The organism is Streptomyces sp. NPDC046831 (assembly GCF_040645305.1).
GTDB lineage: Bacteria > Actinomycetota > Actinomycetes > Streptomycetales > Streptomycetaceae > Streptomyces.
In genome coordinates, this window is sequence record NZ_JBEYXZ010000022.1 from 1 (window position 1) to 15,989 (window position 15,989).

Annotated in this window: 14 protein-coding genes; 3 read left to right on the forward strand and 11 right to left on the reverse strand. The window is 72.9% G+C overall.

The features are described 5' to 3' along the window. Positions 1-219 (forward strand): GNAT family N-acetyltransferase (locus tag ABZ920_RS19410; RefSeq protein ID WP_361506068.1); only part of this gene is annotated, 219 nt, incomplete at its 5' end. A gap of 118 nt (positions 220-337) precedes the next feature. On the opposite strand, the gene ABZ920_RS19415 is transcribed toward ABZ920_RS19410, so the two are convergent. Next, positions 338-1,078: a VOC family protein gene (locus ABZ920_RS19415; RefSeq protein WP_361506071.1), complete on the reverse strand. Its 741-nt coding sequence runs from the start codon at positions 1,076-1,078 to the stop codon at positions 338-340. A gap of 114 nt (positions 1,079-1,192) precedes the next feature. Next, positions 1,193-2,908 (reverse strand): hypothetical protein, encoded by a 1,716-nt coding sequence (locus ABZ920_RS19420; protein WP_361506074.1) that lies wholly within the window; start codon positions 2,906-2,908, stop codon positions 1,193-1,195. 344 nt (positions 2,909-3,252) lie between these two features. On the opposite strand from ABZ920_RS19420, the gene ABZ920_RS19425 reads away from it, so the two are divergent. Further along, the gene (locus tag ABZ920_RS19425) at positions 3,253-6,678 is read left to right on the forward strand and encodes a CHAT domain-containing protein (protein WP_361506077.1); all 3,426 of its coding nucleotides are present in this window, start codon (positions 3,253-3,255) and stop codon (positions 6,676-6,678) included. A 105-nt stretch (positions 6,679-6,783) separates the two neighbouring features. Here ABZ920_RS19425 and ABZ920_RS19430 read toward each other — a convergent pair whose 3' ends face one another. The 8 genes from ABZ920_RS19430 to ABZ920_RS19465 all read right to left on the reverse strand — a co-directional run bounded on the left by ABZ920_RS19430 (position 6,784) and on the right by ABZ920_RS19465 (position 14,905). Then, positions 6,784-7,083 carry a hypothetical protein gene (locus ABZ920_RS19430; RefSeq protein ID WP_361506080.1) on the reverse strand — a complete coding sequence of 100 codons (300 nt, stop codon included), beginning with the start codon at positions 7,081-7,083 and terminating at the stop codon, positions 6,784-6,786. After that, positions 7,076-7,666: a hypothetical protein gene (locus ABZ920_RS19435; RefSeq protein ID WP_361506082.1), complete on the reverse strand. Its 591-nt coding sequence runs from the start codon at positions 7,664-7,666 to the stop codon at positions 7,076-7,078. Before ABZ920_RS19435 ends, ABZ920_RS19430 begins: the two co-directional genes overlap by 8 nt. Positions 7,667-7,857: 191 nt before the next feature. Continuing rightward, positions 7,858-9,777 carry an ABC transporter ATP-binding protein gene (locus ABZ920_RS19440; protein WP_361506085.1) on the reverse strand — a complete coding sequence of 640 codons (1,920 nt, stop codon included), beginning with the start codon at positions 9,775-9,777 and terminating at the stop codon, positions 7,858-7,860. A gap of 283 nt (positions 9,778-10,060) precedes the next feature. Further along, entirely contained in the window at positions 10,061-11,362 is a 1,302-nt protein-coding gene (locus ABZ920_RS19445; protein ID WP_361506088.1) for a cysteine desulfurase family protein, read from the reverse strand. 138 nt (positions 11,363-11,500) lie between these two features. Next, positions 11,501-11,932 (reverse strand): hypothetical protein, encoded by a 432-nt coding sequence (locus tag ABZ920_RS19450; RefSeq protein ID WP_361506091.1) that lies wholly within the window; start codon positions 11,930-11,932, stop codon positions 11,501-11,503. A gap of 32 nt (positions 11,933-11,964) precedes the next feature. Continuing rightward, positions 11,965-12,435: an SHOCT domain-containing protein gene (locus ABZ920_RS19455; protein ID WP_361506093.1), complete on the reverse strand. Its 471-nt coding sequence runs from the start codon at positions 12,433-12,435 to the stop codon at positions 11,965-11,967. A gap of 140 nt (positions 12,436-12,575) precedes the next feature. Beyond that, a complete protein-coding gene (locus ABZ920_RS19460) occupies positions 12,576-13,931 on the reverse strand; it encodes a hypothetical protein (RefSeq protein ID WP_361506096.1) in 1,356 nt (451 codons plus the stop codon). Between the two features lie 311 nt (positions 13,932-14,242). Beyond that, a complete protein-coding gene (locus ABZ920_RS19465; protein ID WP_361506099.1) occupies positions 14,243-14,905 on the reverse strand; it encodes a DUF308 domain-containing protein in 663 nt (220 codons plus the stop codon). Between the two features lie 203 nt (positions 14,906-15,108). On the opposite strand from ABZ920_RS19465, the gene ABZ920_RS19470 reads away from it, so the two are divergent. Then, positions 15,109-15,696, forward strand: coding sequence for a potassium channel family protein (locus ABZ920_RS19470; RefSeq protein ID WP_361506102.1), 588 nt, complete (start codon positions 15,109-15,111; stop codon positions 15,694-15,696). Between the two features lie 41 nt (positions 15,697-15,737). Here the strand turns inward: ABZ920_RS19470 and ABZ920_RS19475 are convergent, their stop codons facing one another. Further along, positions 15,738-15,935 carry a hypothetical protein gene (locus ABZ920_RS19475; RefSeq protein ID WP_361506104.1) on the reverse strand — a complete coding sequence of 66 codons (198 nt, stop codon included), beginning with the start codon at positions 15,933-15,935 and terminating at the stop codon, positions 15,738-15,740. Positions 15,936-15,989: the final 54 nt, after the last annotated feature.

A 15,989-nucleotide genomic window follows, 5' to 3' on the forward strand; every position in this document is an offset into this window, starting at 1 on the left:
AGGGGGCTCGGCAGCATCCTGCTCACCGCACTCGCCGACCACCTGCTGCGGTACGCCCCCCGCCTGGTCGGCGAGCCGGACGTGCGCAACACCCCGTCCCTCCGGGCGTTCCGCAACGCCGGCTTCCACCGAGCGGCCGAACTCGACCTGACCGGCAAGCGGGCCGTCCTGATGATCCGCCGGCCGGCCGCACCCGCCGGGAGGACCGCCACGTCGTGAACCGGCCACCGACCGAACCGTACGATCCGCTCGGCGTCGGCATCGGCCCGTTCGACCTCTCACTCGCCGCGCTGTGCGACCAGGTGCCGGATCCGAGCGGATCACTCGGGGCCCCGCGTCAGGACGGGGCGAGGACGCAGAACTCGTGGCCTTCCGGGTCGGCCAGGCACGTCCAGGGGACGTCGCCCTGGCCGACGTCGAGGTCGGTGGCACCGAGGGCCCGTAGCCGGGCCACCTCCGCCGCTTTGTCGTCGCCCGGGTACGGCAGCAGGTCGAGGTGGACGCGGTCCGGCGCGGTCTTCACCCCGGGGGTGCGGACGAACTCCAGACAGGGGCCGAGATTCTTGGCGGAGCGGAACACCGCACGGTCGTCGGTCACTTCGTGCGGGATCCAGTCCGTCGCCTCGCCCCAGAACCGGGCCATGGCCCGCGGCTCCGCGCAGTCGACGACCACCCGGGCGATCGGCCCGGTGCACCGGTGGTTCTCCCGAGGCTCCAGCACACAGAACTCGTTGCCCTCCGGGTCGGCGAGGACCGTCCACGGCACCTTGCCCTGCCCCACGTGTACGGGCGTCGCGCCGAGAGCCCGGAGGCGCGCGGCCACCTCCGCCTGGTGGGCCGCGGAGGTGGTGGCGAGGTCGAGGTGCACACGGTTCTTGGCTGTCGTCTTGGGCTCCGGGACGGGAACGACGTCGACGCCGAGGGCGACCGGGTCCGGCCAGACGAAACCGCCGGCGGGGCCGACGTAGGTGGTGACGCCGGGGCTGTAGGCAGTCCAGCCGAGCGCCTCCGCCCAGAACCGGCCGACCGCCGAGTGATCGAGAGCCTTGATGTTCACCATGACGGGTCGCAGGGCCATGCCGGCGATCCTCGCGTCTCCCGGATCGGGAGGAGTCCGGTCAGGAGCAGCGGGAGGGCCAAGGCGGTCAGCGATGTCCGGCTCATCGGTGACCGCCGCCGCGCGACGGCGTTCTCACCGCCGGTGCTGCGTCGCGTGGAACGCCGTCAGGGTCCCGGCGATCGCGATGTCCCCCCGTGGCCCCGGGGCCGTGAGGTAGGCGCCGAGCGCGGCGCGGTAGGCCTCGGCCGCGAGGGGCACGGAGTCACCGCCGAGGGCGCGGCAGGCGTCGCCGAGACCGCGCAGGACGTCCGCGCGGTCGGTCGCGGACGTGGTGGAGTCCATGGCGGCCAGGCAACTGCGGTAGGCGTCGGCCGCGCTGCTCGCGTTCGCCTGCGCCGTACCGTCCTGCCGGCGCAGATACAGGTCGCCGAGCAGGTGGTGGAACAGGACCCGTCCCTCGCGGTCGGCGACCGGGTCGAGGGAGTCCAGCGCGGTCCCGGCGAACGCGATGGCCTCCTCCGTGCTCGCCCGTTCGCCCCGCCGGCTCGCCGTGCCGTAGGCGCGGGCGAGCACCCGGTCGACGAGGTGCCGCAGGGTGGAGTCCTCGGCGGAGGCGGTACCGCGGGCCTGCCGGAAGTGGCTGAGGGACCGGGCCAGGTACTCCCGGCTCTGCCGGCGGTCGAGAGTCCGGTCCGCGAGCGCGTGGTGGCCCAGGGCGAGCATGGCGTGGGCCTGCGTGACACCGTGTCTGCCGCTTGCCCTGCTCATCCCCTCCTCCAGGCACCGGATGCCGCGCACCAGGTCGTCGGGGTCGCCGTCGCGTCCGTGTTCCAGCCGCGCGTGCTGGAAGCGGGCGAGGAGTGCCAGTCCGAGGTTGTGCATGGCCTTGGCCCGGTGTTCTGCGTGGGTCGGCTGGATGAGGACGGGCAGTGCGGCCTCGGCGGCGCGGACGGCCGTGTCGATGTTCCGGGCGCGGTCGCCTTCCTTGCGGTCCAGATAGGCCGACGCCAGGCTGTACTGGGTCGAGGCCCACAGTTCCGGCTCCCGTTCCCGGGTGCGGACCCGCAGGGCCGCCTGATAGCCCGTGACCGCGCGTTCCAGGTCGTCAGGGCCTGAGCGACGCGTCAGGTGGAGACAGGCGAGGTTGTGCTGCGCCGCTCCCCACGTCCGGCGGTCGCGTCGCTCGTCGAGCAGGGCCAGCGCCGACACGTAGGCGTCGATCGCCGCGCGGACGTGGCCGGAGGCATCGCCCTCCGCCGTGAGGGCCGGCCCCAGATGCCGTTCCGCGGTCGCGATGTGACGCATGGCCCGTGCGCGGCGGGACAGGTTCCGTGCGTCCTCGCCGGCGGTTCCGGCCTCGTCGGCAGGGGACGGCCGGGCGACGCCGGCGAGTGCCCGGCGCGCGTGGGCGAGGCCGGCGGACGTCCGCTCGTGGAGTACCGGCTCCGTCGTCGCCGGGCGCACCCGGAGGGCGGCTTCATAGGCGGCGACGGCATGTTCGAGGTTCCGGCGCGGTGAACCCCGGGCGCGCATGCGGTACGCCTCGCCGAGGTTGTGCTGAGTGACACCCCATTCGCGGGGTGCGACTTCGGGGTCCTGCACGGAAAGCGCTCTCTTGCAGGCTGCGATCGCGCGTTCGACTTCCTCGGGGCGGCGACCGGAGCGGGTGAGGTGGATGGCGGCGAGGTTTCCCATGGCCGCGCCGAACAACTTCCGCTCATCGGCCGACACGGAGCCCTCCAGCAGGCCTGCCACCTTTCGGTAGCACTCGGCGGCAGCTTCGAGGTGGTGCGCCCCGCCGTATGCCGTACGTTCCTGGTGGCTCATTCCGAGTTCGTATTCGATCATCGCACCTTCGTACGGATACTCGAATGACGAAAACATGTCGAGAGCGGCACGGAAACAGGATATGGACCTGTCAAGATTGTCAGCCCGTTCACCGTCCTCCCGCTGAGCGAAAGACATGCCTTCCAGGAACAGTTCGACAGGTGACCTGCCGTGACTCTCGTCCGGACGAGCAGGGCGATCCGACGGATCCCGCTCATCGACCATCGTCCGCCGCCCTCCCGCCGCTAGGATTTCGGGCATCGTAGCGTGATACGAGAATATGGGGGGCGAAGCGATTGCCGGAGCCGGCGCGAACATCGTTGAATATTGGACTGCGGCCCGCAACCACGGTCTCCGATCCGCTGGTGGAGATCGTTCTCCACGACGGAACGAGACGGTCCAGTACTGCGGTCCCGGTGCCGGACCTGGAGATCAGCCGACAGGATCACGAGGAAATCCGCTGGTATCTCGAGGATTACCGTGAATTCCCGTCCGATCCGGCACCGGTCATCGCGGATCGCTGCTCCGCGCGGCTCACCGAACTCGGGGAGCTGCTCTTCCGCGCTTTGTTCGAATACTCCGACGAGGCGCGAACCCTGTGGCGGCGAGCCCGGGGACAGGTGGGAGACCTGTGTGTCGAGGTGGAAGTCGGTCTCGACGACCTGGTGTCCGTGCCGTTCGAACTGCTCCGGGAGCCGAGGGGGCCCGCTCTCTCCCTGGCGGCGCGCTCGTTCACCCACGTGCTGTCGGCCGGGGACGTGACGGCCGAAGAGCGGACGCCGGTCCGGCCGGGGCCGATCCGGATCCTGCTGGCGATCTGCAGGCCCCGCGGTGACCGCGACGTGCCCTTCCGGTCGATCGCCGGCCGGCTGATCCGCTCGGCCGAGCGCCACCCGGACGTCCGGACACAGGTCCTGCGCCCGCCGACGTACGAGCAGTTGGAGCGCACCCTGCGCGCCGCCAAGGACCGCGGCGAGCCGTTCCACATCGTCCACTTCGACGGGCACGGCTCCATCGAGGCCCCGCACGGCGCGGTGCCGCAGGGCGTCGCCGTGTTCGAGGATCCCGGCTCCGAGGGGAACGCACGCCACGTCACCGGTGGCCGGCTCGGCGAGCTGCTCACCGCGACCGGGGTCGACGCACTCATCCTGAACGCCTGCGGTTCGGACCGTACCTTTCCGTACGGACAGCCGGCCACCGGGACGGCGGCCGGCCCCGGCTCCGCTCCGCAACAGCTGCGCAGTTTCGGGTCCCTCGCCCGCAACGCCCTGCGGTCGGGCCTGGGCGCAGTCGTGGCCATGCGCTACGACGTGTACGTCTCAGCCGCCGTGGCCTTCGTGTCCGGGCTGTACGAACGCCTTCTCGAGGGTGCCGAGTTGGCCGAGGCGGTCACCTTGGCGCGGCAGGACCTGGCCGTGTCGGCCGGTCCGGGACCGCGGATCGACGAGTGGCTGGTACCGGTGGTGTATCGGCGCCGCTCGGTCCGTCTGTTCGACGTCACGCGCCGCGAGGCCGGCCGCTCACGATCCGCACCACCGTCCGATCCGTTCGCCCACGACCTGGACACGCCCCTGCCCGCCCCGCCCGACGTCGGTTTCGTGGGACGCGATGACACGACCATCGCGCTGGACCGGGCCTTCGACAGCGTCCGGGCGGTCCTGCTCCAGGGCCCGGTCGGCAGCGGCAGGACCGCCACGGCGGCGGACTTCGCCCGGTGGTACCGCCGGACCGCGGGAGTGCTGGGCCCGGTGGTGTTCACCTCCCTGCGCAGCACGGACTGCGCCGGCCTGGAGGAGTCACGGCTGCGGCTGAACGGGCTCGCTCCCACGGCGCCCGAGGGCGTGTCACCGGCATCCGCGCTGTGGATCTGGGACGACGTCCAAGCGGCTGCCGCCTGGACCGAGGCGGAGCGGGCCCGCCTGGCGGAACTCCTCGCCGGACTGGCCGAGGCACCGATACGGCTCCTGCTCACCGCCACGGACGGGGCGCCCTGGCTGCCGGGGAACATCGAGCGGATCGCCCTGGGTCCGCTGAGCATCGCGGAACGCGCCGAGTTCGCGGCACGGACCCTCGGGCCGGGCGCGCCTCCCCTGCCGGAGCCGGTGGCCCGCTTCAGCCAGGGCAACCCCGCGGTGCTGCGCGCCCTGTGCCGTCGTCTGCGGGACGCCGAACCGGCCGGCGGCGTGCATGCCTGGCTGGAGGCGCTGCACACCGGCACCGGCCGCCCACTCGAACCCGGCCGGGGAGCGCCGGCTCCCGCCGCGATCACCGCGAGCCTGCGCGGGGTCTTCGACGAGCGGCAGCAGCGAGCCCTCGCTCTGCTGCTCTTCTTCCGCACCAGCGTCGCCGCCGTGCACCTGGCCGCTGTGACCCGGCGCCTGGAGCAGACCGAGGCCGGCCGGCACGTGCCGGCCCTGGACTACGACGACGCCGCCGGTCTTCTCTCGGCCGCCGCGGCCCTGGGCTGGCTGACACCCCTCGGCGCCGACTTCCATGCGATCCATCCCCTGCTGCCCTCCGCCCTGCGTCCGCTGTCCGAGGGATGGGCGGACAACGTGCCGGCGACGATACGCAAAGCCCTCGCCGAGCACTACGACCGGCACGGACACGCACTGTTCTGGACGTACAACGAGGGCGGGCGCGACGTGCTCCCTGTCATCGCACTGGACGAGGACAATCTGCTGCACGCGCGACGGTACGCCCTGGACCACGCACTGGCCGACGAGGTGATGGGGCCCATGCAGGCGCTGCGCATGCTCTACCTGGAAGGGGGCCGGCGGCAGCTGTGGCGTCCCCTGGTCGAGGACTTGTCCCCCGTGCTGGTCGACCCGGCCACCGGCGCGGCCCGCCCGGACCTGGTGTTCCGGGACAGGTCCCTGCATGCCGTGCTCGCCCAGTACCTGACGGAGCTGGGCCGGGCACCGGCCGGCCCCGTCGGCGCGCGGCCGGACAACGCGGAGCGACCGGAACCGCGGGAGGCGGCGGAGACGGTGTCCGCCTCACCGGACGCCGCCGCAGAGCACGAACTCCGCCAGGAGGCGCTGCGTCTGCTCGACGGCGAACCGACCGAGCGCGCCCTGCAGCGGGCGGTCGACCTCGCGCACCGGATCGGCGACCGGACGCTGGAGGCGTCGGCGCTCATCCGTCTCGGCCACTGGTTCAGGCACCGGAGCGGAGCGGACTTCGAGCGCAGGGCGGAGGCCTGCTTCCACGAGAGTCACCGGCTCGCGCGGAAGACCGATCACCTCACCAGGGCGCGCGCCCTGGACGGTCTCGGTGCCCTCCACCTCGACCGCGTCAACCGCCTCACCGAGGAGCACCTTCAGCGGCTCGTACAGGCGGGGGCCGTCGACACGAGCCGCCCCGGCCGGATCACTGTCCCGATCCCGGAGGAGGCCTACCCCGAAATCCTGCTGGCCGAGAGTTTCTACACCGAAGCGCTGGCACAGTTCCCCGGGGACGACGCGCGAAGCGCCGAACTCAGGGCGACACTCCACCACCAGCTCGGCGCGGTCTACCGGATCGTCGACGCGAACGAGAAGGCCGCACGGCACTACCGCCAGGCGGTGCTGGCCCACGACCTCGCGGGCGACACCCTCGGAGCCGGGCAGAGCCGGATGGACTTCGCCAACTTCCTCGTGCACCGCGGCGGCCGGCTGGAGGACGCCCTGCTGTACGCGGACAAGGCGCTGTCCGACTTCCGGTCGCTGGGAGAGCCGTGCCGTGAGCAGGCGGACACGGCTCAGCGTCTCGTCGACGAGCTGAGGAACAGCCTCAGGGGCACGTCCTGACCGGCCCGCGTGTGCGCCGTGCGCGGTTCACCGCGCACGGCGCCGTCCTGGGGTGGCGGAGCCGACCGGCGTCCACGGCTCAGGGAGCCGGCGCCGTCCCGGGACTCAGCGCGGCGGCGCCGGCGGTGGATCACCGTCCGCCGAGCCCCGGCGGCGAGCTGCCTCCGCCAGGGCCTGCCGCCTGTCCATCCCGATCAGTGAGGCGGCCGGGAGCAGGGAGGCCTCGCAGCCGACCGCATGGTCGTACGACGCCTCGTCCATCAGCCGAGCGCTGCTCGTGAACCAGGAGCGCCAGTGCGGCTTGAAGGGGCGGCCCCGGAAGAGCAACGGGCCGTCGCACACGCAGCAGCGCGTGCCTTCCGCGTCCAGCGGCGCCCCGAACGCACCGGGCGAGGACTCAGACACCCGGATCTCCTTCCGTCCTCGCGTCCCGGACCGCGCGGGCAAGGACCCTGCGCATCCGCCGGCCGCGCAGGATGTACTCCAGTTCCGCCAGACTGCCCACCGCCGTGACGACGGCGGCCGTCCAGCGGCACACGGCGTGAGCGAGCGAGGCTCCCTCGGGTGGTGCCAGCACCAGCGTGGTGGCCGCTCCCAGCAGCACGATGCCCGCGTTGTAGGCCGTGCTGCCCCGGCGGCTCAGGCGTCGCCACTCCTGGAAGTCACGCTGCTGCTCCCGGCGCAGGAGCTCCTCGGCCGGGCGGGGGCCACCCGGCGGATGCCAGGTGTCGACGTCGCCCGGGGAGTAGAAGTGCTGGCGGGCGTGGAAGCCGTACTGCACGGCGCCGATGAGTGCGACGAAGGACAGGGTGAGCAGCAGCATCGCGGGAGCGGGCCAGCGGAACTTGTCGGCGTCGGCACCGAGGACGCTGACCGTGGCGATGCACGCCCCGGCAAGCAGCGGCGCGGCGACGAAGTGCGCCGCCTCGGAGGCGCTTCCGTACCCGAGCGGTGTCGGCCTCGCCCATCCCGGCGGGATGTCGTCCACGTCGGTGCCCCCTCCAAGCCGCGCCGGCACAAGCGCCAAGTGTCACGGTCGCGGTGCGCTGTGTAAAGCGCGGGCGGTGCTGGTGAGGATCTCCGCGTCGGCGTGTGTGCCGAAGCGGGCCGGGGCGAAGCAGTGGGCGCCGCCGGAGCAGCAGACCTCCCGGCGGCCGGGAATGTCCGGAAACCTACCCGTCATGGGGATCCGGTGATCGTAGGAGCGTGCGACGGCGTCCTGCGGGCTCCGTCCGGCGCCGGGTCGGGGGGTCCGGGCAGTCCCCGGAGACCGGGCCCCGGGACCGGGCGCCCGAGGGCCGGCTCGGTGCTCTCGCCGAGGAAGCCGCCCGACTGGTGCTGCCACAGCCTGGCGTAGGCACCGTCCGCCGCGAGCAGTTCCTCGTGGGTGCCCTGCTCGACGACGCTTCCGCGGTCGAGGACGACGAGGCGGTCCATGCCGGCGACGGTGCTCAGACGGTGGGCGACCACGAGGGCCGTACGTCCGTCCATCAACCGCCACAGGGCGTCCTGGACGAGGAGTTCGCTCTCCGAGTCCAGCGCGCTGGTCGCCTCGTCGAGCAGCAGGATCGGGGCGTCGCGCAGGATGGCCCGGGCGAGGGCGACGCGCTGCCGCTGGCCGCCCGAGAGTTTCACTCCCCGCTCCCCCACCAGGGTGCCCAGGCCGTCGGGGAGCTGGTCGGCGAACTCCGTGACGTGCGCGGCCGCGGCCGCCGCGCGGATCTGCTCGTCGGTGGCGCCGGGCCGGGCGAAGGCGATGTTGTCCCGCAGGCTGCGGTGGAACATGGCGGGTTCCTGCGGAACGTAGGCGATCAGTGAGCGCAGGTCGGTCTGGCGCAGCCGGCTGATGTCCTGACCGCCGATCAGGATGCGTCCGTCGTCGAGGTCCGACATCCGCAGCAGGAGCCGGGTGAGCGTGGTCTTCCCGCCGCCGGACCTGCCGACCAGTCCGAACCGTGCGCCCGCCGGCACGTCCAGGTCGAGTCCCTGGAAGATCGGCTTCGCACCGGTGTGGGCGAAGGTGACCGCCTCGAAGCGGATGCCGGTGTCCCGCGGTGCGAGCGGTTCGGGGTCCGTCGGGTCGAGCACGGTGGGCGGATCCAGCAGCAGCTCCGTGAACTGCGCGGCCTCGGTCATCGAGCTCTCCAGACGCCGGTAGATCTGGTTGAACTCGAACATGATCTGGGTGGCGTTGGAGAAGTAGGTGAAAGCGACGACGATCTCCTCGACTCCCTGGCCCGGGCCACCGAAGGTGATGGCGACCAACAGCCCCAGCACGTTGGTCAGCACGTACATGGGGGCGACCAGGGTGTCGACGCGCAGATTGCCGTAGTCCCAGGATCTCAGCGTCAGGCGCCGGGAGTCCGCGACACGTCCGCGGTGCTCGTCGGCCTCCCGCCGCTCGGCCGCGAACGCCCGGATGGTCTCCATGTTCGTGAGGCTGTCGGCGACGTGGCCGGAGACCCGGGCGACCGCCGCCTCACGGTCGTTGACGAGCCTTTGCCGACGACGGATCAGAGGCGTCGCGGCGACCGCCGTCACCGTGATCATCACCAGGAGGCCGGCGACGAGCATCGGTTCGTAGCTCCACAGCACCACGGCCCCGAACACCAGGGGGACGAGGCTGCCCACGATCCGGTACGTCACCGTGTCGACGAAGTCCTCGAAGCGCTTGCCGAAGCTGAGCACCCTTTTGGTCAGGGAGCCGGCGAAGTTGTCGTGGAAAAACGCCGCGTCCTTCGCGAGGAGTTCGTCCATGCCGCTCACGTACAGGTGCTCCATGCCGAGGGCGTCCACGCGGTTCAGGCAGTGCTGCCCGATCCGCCACACGCCCTCGGCGAGGAGCAGGGTCGCGCCGAAGTACAGCACGTACGGCAGCGCCGAGGTGAGGGTGAGACCGCTGTCGTCGGCGGCCTGTGCTGCCAGTTTGGCGATCAGCAGGGGGGCGATGTAGCGGATGCCGATGTTGCCCACGGCCGGCAGCAGCAGCGCGGGCAGGGCCAGCAGCCGTAGCCGCATCAGTTCCCGGCCGTAGCGGCGCAGCGCCAGGACGACCGCGCTCCTGCCCGGCCTCGGCGCCGGCGTCTCTGTTGTCCCCATCACACTCCCGGAGGTTCGGAAGTGGGCAGTTTCCCGTCAGGGGAGGTGCCCAGTCCAGGCATTTACCGCGGAGCGGCGAGAACCGGACACAGCCGGGTCCAGCGGACGCAGGGGACGTAACCGGTGGTGAACTCGCGGTGGCTGCCGCCGAGCAGCGCCTCCTCTGCCGCACATCCGCGGAAGCCCGCGCGCCGGGACACCGCCCACCGGGCCCGCCCGGAACGCGGACGTCCCCGCCTTCCCGCTCACCGCCGATCGCGCTGCCGCGGGCCGGGCGGCCCGGTCACCGCGCGGCAGCCGCCCGGATGAGCGCGGTGGCCGCGGTCCGGACGTCCTGGGGCGTGGTCCAGCGGCCGAGCGACAGCCGCAGCGCGCCGAGCGCACGGGCCGGGTCCAGGCCCATGGCGCTCAGCACGGGCGAGGGGGTGTGGGTGCCGCTGTGGCAGGCGGATCCGGTCGACGCCGCGATCCGGTCGGCCGCCGGGAGGAGTTCATGGCCCAGGGCGCCGTCGACGCTGACGTTGAGAGTGTTCGGCAGGCGCCGCTCCACCGGACCGTTCAGACGCACCCGGCCGGGCAGTCCGTCGGTGAGCCGTCGGTGGAGGTCGTCGCGCAGCGCCGCGACACGGGCCGGGGCGCCGTCGGCCAGTTCCCCGGCCGCGATGTCCGCGGCGGCGCCGAGGGCGACGGCCAGCGCGACGTTCTCGGTGCCGGCGCGCAGGCCGCGCTCCTGGCCGCCCCCGTGGACGACCGGCTCCAGGTCCACGCCGTCCCGCACGTACAGGGCGGCGGCGCCCTTCGGCGCGTACATCTTGTGGCCCACGACCGTGAGCAGATCGACGTCCAGGGCCCTGACGTCGAGGGGGACCTTCCCCGCCGCCTGGGCGGCGTCGCAGTGGAACAGCGCCCCGTGCCCGTGAGCGAGGGCGGCGAGTTCGGCGACCGGCTGGAGCGCGCCGGTCTCGTTGTTCGCCGCCATCACCGACACCAGCACCGTGCCCTCGGTGAGGGCCGCGGCCAGGGCGGCCGGCTCGACGAGGCCGTCCCGGTCGACGGGCAGGACGGTCACCCGGACGCCGTGCAGCCGCTCCAGCGCACGGGCGGTCTCCAGCACGGCCGGGTGCTCCGTGGCCTGCGTGATCACGTGGGGATGTGGGCGGCCGGAGGCCAGGGCCACGCCGCGCAGCGCGAGGAGGTCCGCCTCGGATCCGGAGGCGGTGAACACGATCTCGCCGGGTTCGGCCCCGATCAGGCCGGCCACCTGGGCACGGGCCTCGGCCAGCGCCCGGCGGGGGGTGCGGGCGTAGAGGTGGCCGCTGGAGGGGTTGCCGAAGAAGTCGGTCAGATGCGGCAGCATCGCCTCGGCGACCCGCGGGTCGACGGGGGTGGTCGCGTTGTAGTCGAGGTAGACCGGCCCGCCGGCCAGTGCGGGGTGCGGCTGCGGGGCGCCGCCCGGGTCGGCCACGCCAGGGCCGGGGCGTCCGGGGAGCCGTCCACGGGCAGGCGCCTCGGCGCCGCCCGCGAACGCGTCGTCCAGCCCGGCCTTCGCCCGGCTCTGCGCCTTCTCCGGCGTGCCATGTTCCATGGCTCCATGGTCCACCGGTGAATGAGGATCTTCCGCCACCGGCCACGCGGGGCGGAGCGGATCGTGCCCGTAGTGGCGGCGATCCCTTCCGCCCCGCGCGCCGTCACTGGCGATCCGTTCCGCCCCGCGCGCCGCGTCCTACCGCATGCGGGCCGTGGCGGATTCCTCCGTGCCCGCCACGCACAGCGCCCAGATGACGAACCCGAACATCGCGATCGCCACGATGGACCACACCGGGTAGTACGGCAGGGAGAGGAAGTTGACGATGATGAGGAACGCGGCGATGGCCACGCCGGCCACCCGCGCCCACATCTGTCCCTGGAACAGCCCCACGCTGACCACCACGGCGACCGCTCCGAGGATGAGGTGGAACCAGCCCCAGCCGGTGAGGTTCAGCTGGAACACGTAGTTGGGTGTGGTGACGAACACGGCGTCCTGGGCGATGCCCATGATGCCCCGGAAGATGTCGAGCACGCCGCCGATCATCAGCATGACGGCTCCGAACATCATCAGCCCACCGGCCCATTCCTGCTTGGCGGTGCGCGTCTGCGAGGAGTGTGTCGTGGTCATCTCGTGCCTCGTTTCCTTGTCGTCCGGCGTGTTCAGCGACCGGGGTCGGTGGTGATGGAGGAGGTGGCCCGGCCGGCCGGCACTCCACCGCTCAGGAGAAGCTCCTTGGCCCGGACGAACTCCTCGTCGGTGATGTCGCCCCGGGCTCGCATGTCGGACAGCCTGGCGAGTTCGTCGACGCTGCTGTCGCTCCTGCCGGCCGCCGCCGTCCTGCGGATGTAGGAGTCGGCCGCCTCCTGCTGCGCGCGGGCCTGGGCGACCTCCCGGCGCCCCATGTCCTTGCCCCGGGCGATGACGTAGACGAGGACTCCGACGAACGGCAGCACGATGACGAAGACCAGCCAGCCGGCCTTGCCCCAGCCGCCCAGCGTGTCGTCGCGGAGGATGTCGCCGATGACCCGGAAGAGCAGGACGAACCACATGATCCACAGGAAGAACCACAGCATGGTCCAGAAGGCGCTCAGCAGCGGATAGTCGTATGCGAGGAACGTCTGCGTATCCATCTCTCTCCTTCGTGGCGGGCCCGGCCCGGCTGCGCGTCCGCGCCTACTCAGCGTGCGCACGGCAAGCGGCCGGTGGCCTCACCCGGGACGGGTGAGCGTGGAACGGCGGGCGGGTGCGACCGGTGGCCGTGGTGCGCGGGTCACGACGGCGCCCCGCCCGGTGTGCCGGGTCTTGCGGCCGGGTCGCCGCCCCGCGCGTCGGCGAGGACGGCCAGCAGGAACATCACCACGAGGACGATGCCGACGACGAGCGCGACGACCGCGGCCGTGGGGTGGTTCCAGAGGATCAGGGCCAGTACGCCCGCGGCGATGACGATCGCGGTCGTCCAGGACCGGTGGGTGTCCAGCCAGCGGCCCACCAGCCCGGTGTGCACCCCGGCACGTCCCAGGGCGCGGCCGGTGGCGGCGGTGACGCGCCGCGTGAGCGAGCGCACCGCGCGGGCGGCGCGCCCGGGACCGTAGAGGTAGGCGGCCAGTGCCGTGATCACGGCGGTGACGAGGAGGGTGCGCGCGCTCTCCCGCAGGAAGCGGACGAAGGTGTCGAAGATCGTCGCGGCGGCGTCGGCGGGCAGGGTCTGCGGGGGGACGCTGTTCAGGTACACCTGCCGTACGACAGCCAGGGCGACGAGCACCAGGATCATCATCACGCCGACGCCCGTCGCCACGGCCAGCAGCATGAACCGGTGGGCCGGCGCGGTCCACACCGTGAGGGCGGCCAGGACGACGGTCAGCACCGGCAGCCAGGTGCCGACGATGTTCAGCAGCCGCATCGCGTCCTGGGCCCGGGTGAGCTGGTCGGTCTGGAACAGGGTGATGCTCCGGTCCGGGCTCGGGATGTCGGAGGCCCGCTTGAAGCCGGCGTCGACGAGCCGCTGCTTGACCTGGTCGACGACGACCCCGATGTCCAGCTGCACCGTGTCGCCCTGGGCGCGCAGGGCGCCGCTCTGGTTGCCGGTGAGCATGCCGACCACCGCCGCGTGCGCGCGCCGGTTGCCCTGCACCCAGGCCTGCTCGAAGACGTCGCTGGTGACGACCTTGCTGACGATGCGGTGCACCACGTCGGTGACCGCGCTGCGCAGCGGAGCGGTGAGCGCCGTGGAGGCGTCCACGACGCGGGGCGGGGCCCCGGCGTCCGCCAGCGCCTTGCTGAGCGACGCGGTGATGGCCTGGACGTCGACCTGGTCCACGACCCGGGTCGTCAGCCGGTTGATCACCGCGTTCTGGACGTCCTCGTCGGAGGCGAGCGGGGCGACGGTCTCCACGTACCGGTCGGTGTCGAAGACCTCCTGGTGCACCCAGGCCGCGACCAGCGCCAGGGGGGCCAGCAGCAGCGTGAGGACCAGCAGCACCGAGGCACCGGCGCGGCGTGCCCGCCGGTGGCGCACGGTCGCGGCCCGGCGCAGCCGCCGGTACTCCTCGCGTTCCGCCGCGGTCAGGGGACGTCCGGACTCCGGGCCGCCGGAGTCCTCCGGTACGGACGCTGGGGTCGCGGCCATGGTGTCTCCTCCGCTACGCAATTCCGGGTGGTGGGGCCGGTGGACACGGCATCCGGGCGGCCGGTGGGGCCGGTGGACACGGCATCCGGGCGGCCGGTGGGGCCGGCGGGGCCGCTGCCTGCGGCGCTCGGGCGGCCGGGGCCCGACGGCCGGCTGCTCACGGCGCTCGGCCGGTCGGTGCCGACGGCACTGGGCCGGGCCGCTGCTCGTGGTTCCCGTGCCCACGGCGGTGCGGGGACGGTCCACGCGGTGATCTGCGGGCGGGAGCCCCGCGGCGGTCCGTGTCCCGGTGCCGCGGGCGGCGGGGCGCGTCAGGCCGCAGGAGCGGAGGAGCGGGACCGGGGCCGGCCGCTCGCGCGCCGGAGCGCTGCCCGCCAGGCGAACGCCACGCCGAGTTCCACGACACCGAGCAGCACCAGCCACAGGCCGAGCAGCCGGGTCAGCGCGACGGCCGACTGGGCGGGCAGGACCAGGACCACGATGCCCGCGACGACGGCGAGGGCCGCGGCCAGGAAGAGGAAGCCGCGGTGCGGCAGGTCCCTGGCCGCGATGGCCGTGTAAGCGGTCAGCATGCCGGTCACCAGCCACACCATCCCGACGATCAGCGACAGCGCGGCGATGGTCTGCAGCGGGTTCCTCAGGCACAGCACCCCGGCCACGACGAACAGCACCGCCGTCAGCAGCGCGGGCAGCCGCTCGCCGTGTCCCTCGCGGGCGAAGGCGGAGACGAACCGGAACACGCCGGTCACCAGCAGGTACAGCCCGATGACGACCGCGAGCACGTGCAGCGTCTCGTCCGGCCAGACGAGCACGATGATGCCCGGCACCAGCGTGGCCAGGGCCGAGCCGAGAAGCCACATCCAGGACTGGCCGAGCGCGGCCAGCAGGCTCTCGGGGTCGCTCCCCGCTGCGGGGGCCGTCCCGCCGGGCGGGTACTGCGGCCCGGCCGACGGGGAACCACGCGACTCGCCCATGACTCCTCCTCGCGCGCTGGTCCCGGCTCGCTGCCGGGTTCCGGCCGACGGGACGGTGTGGGGGACCTCACCACCAGCCACCGTGCCGCCCGGCCGCTGCGTGCGGGTCACCCGTGACGGGTGATTGTCCGCGCCGCCGCAGGGGTGAGGTGGGGCCGGGATCCGCGCGCCGGCCCACGGGACCGGGAACGACACAGCACGAGATGAGCGATTCTCCAGGCACCGGAGCCCCGGACGTGCCCGCACCGGGTGCGCGCCGCCACGACGGTCCCCCGCGTCCCGGCCGGCGGGCGGCTGTCGTGTCCCTGCTCCGGGCGGTGCTCACCACCGCCGGGTTGGTGACCGCCTACTACCTGCTGCCCATGGACCGGACCCGGCAGCCGGCGGCCGCGGTGATCGTCGCGTTCGGGATGCTGGCGGTCGTCCTCGTGCTCGCCTGGGAGATCAGGGTCATCGCCCGCTCGGCCCATCCCCGGCTGCGGGCGGTAGAGGCCCTCGCCGCGACGGTGCCGATGTTCCTGCTGCTCTTCGCGAGCGCCTACTACCTGTTGGAACTGGAGTCTCCGGGATCCTTCACCGAGCCCCTGACCAGGACCGACGCCCTGTACTTCGCGCTCAGCACCTTCACCACGGTGGGGTACGGGGACGTCGCCGCCCGCACCGAGCCGGCGCGGGTGGTGACGATGCTGCAGATGACGGGCGGCCTGCTGCTCGTGGGGGTCGCCGCCCGGGTGCTGGCGGCCGCCGTGGAGAGGGGTCTGCGGCTGCAAGAGCGGGAGCCGCCCGGGTAGGCGTGGGGGTCGCGCCCGGGGCATCTTCGGCTCACTCCGGGTCACTCCGGCAGGCGGCGCATCTCCAGCACCCGGAGTCCCAGGGACTGGCAGCGGGCGAGCAGTCCGTACAGATGGGCCTCGTCCACCACCGGGCCGAACAGGACCGTCTCGCCGGACATCACCACGTGGTCCAGCTCCGGGAAAGCCTGTGCCAGCGTCTCGGAGATGTGCCCGTCGACGCGGATCTCGTAGCGCATGAGCTGCTCTCCCGCGGGTGGCCTTGGGGGCGTTCTGCGCCCTTCTCCCGCGAT

Bases quoted from the DNA above. Each gene is read 5' to 3' on its own strand.
- ABZ920_RS19415 (WP_361506071.1), bottom strand. From the start codon at position 1,078: ATGGCCCTGCGACCCGTCATGGTGAACATCAAGGCTCTCGATCACTCG.
- ABZ920_RS19420 (WP_361506074.1), bottom strand. From the start codon at position 2,908: ATGATCGAATACGAACTCGGAATGAGCCACCAGGAACGTACGGCATAC.
- ABZ920_RS19440 (WP_361506085.1), bottom strand. From the start codon at position 9,777: ATGGGGACAACAGAGACGCCGGCGCCGAGGCCGGGCAGGAGCGCGGTC.
- ABZ920_RS19445 (WP_361506088.1), bottom strand. From the start codon at position 11,362: ATGGAACATGGCACGCCGGAGAAGGCGCAGAGCCGGGCGAAGGCCGGG.
- ABZ920_RS19450 (WP_361506091.1), bottom strand. From the start codon at position 11,932: ATGACCACGACACACTCCTCGCAGACGCGCACCGCCAAGCAGGAATGG.
- ABZ920_RS19455 (WP_361506093.1), bottom strand. From the start codon at position 12,435: ATGGATACGCAGACGTTCCTCGCATACGACTATCCGCTGCTGAGCGCC.
- ABZ920_RS19460 (WP_361506096.1), bottom strand. From the start codon at position 13,931: ATGGCCGCGACCCCAGCGTCCGTACCGGAGGACTCCGGCGGCCCGGAG.
- ABZ920_RS19465 (WP_361506099.1), bottom strand. From the start codon at position 14,905: ATGGGCGAGTCGCGTGGTTCCCCGTCGGCCGGGCCGCAGTACCCGCCC.
- ABZ920_RS19470 (WP_361506102.1), top strand. From the start codon at position 15,109: ATGAGCGATTCTCCAGGCACCGGAGCCCCGGACGTGCCCGCACCGGGT.
- ABZ920_RS19475 (WP_361506104.1), bottom strand. From the start codon at position 15,935: ATGCGCTACGAGATCCGCGTCGACGGGCACATCTCCGAGACGCTGGCA.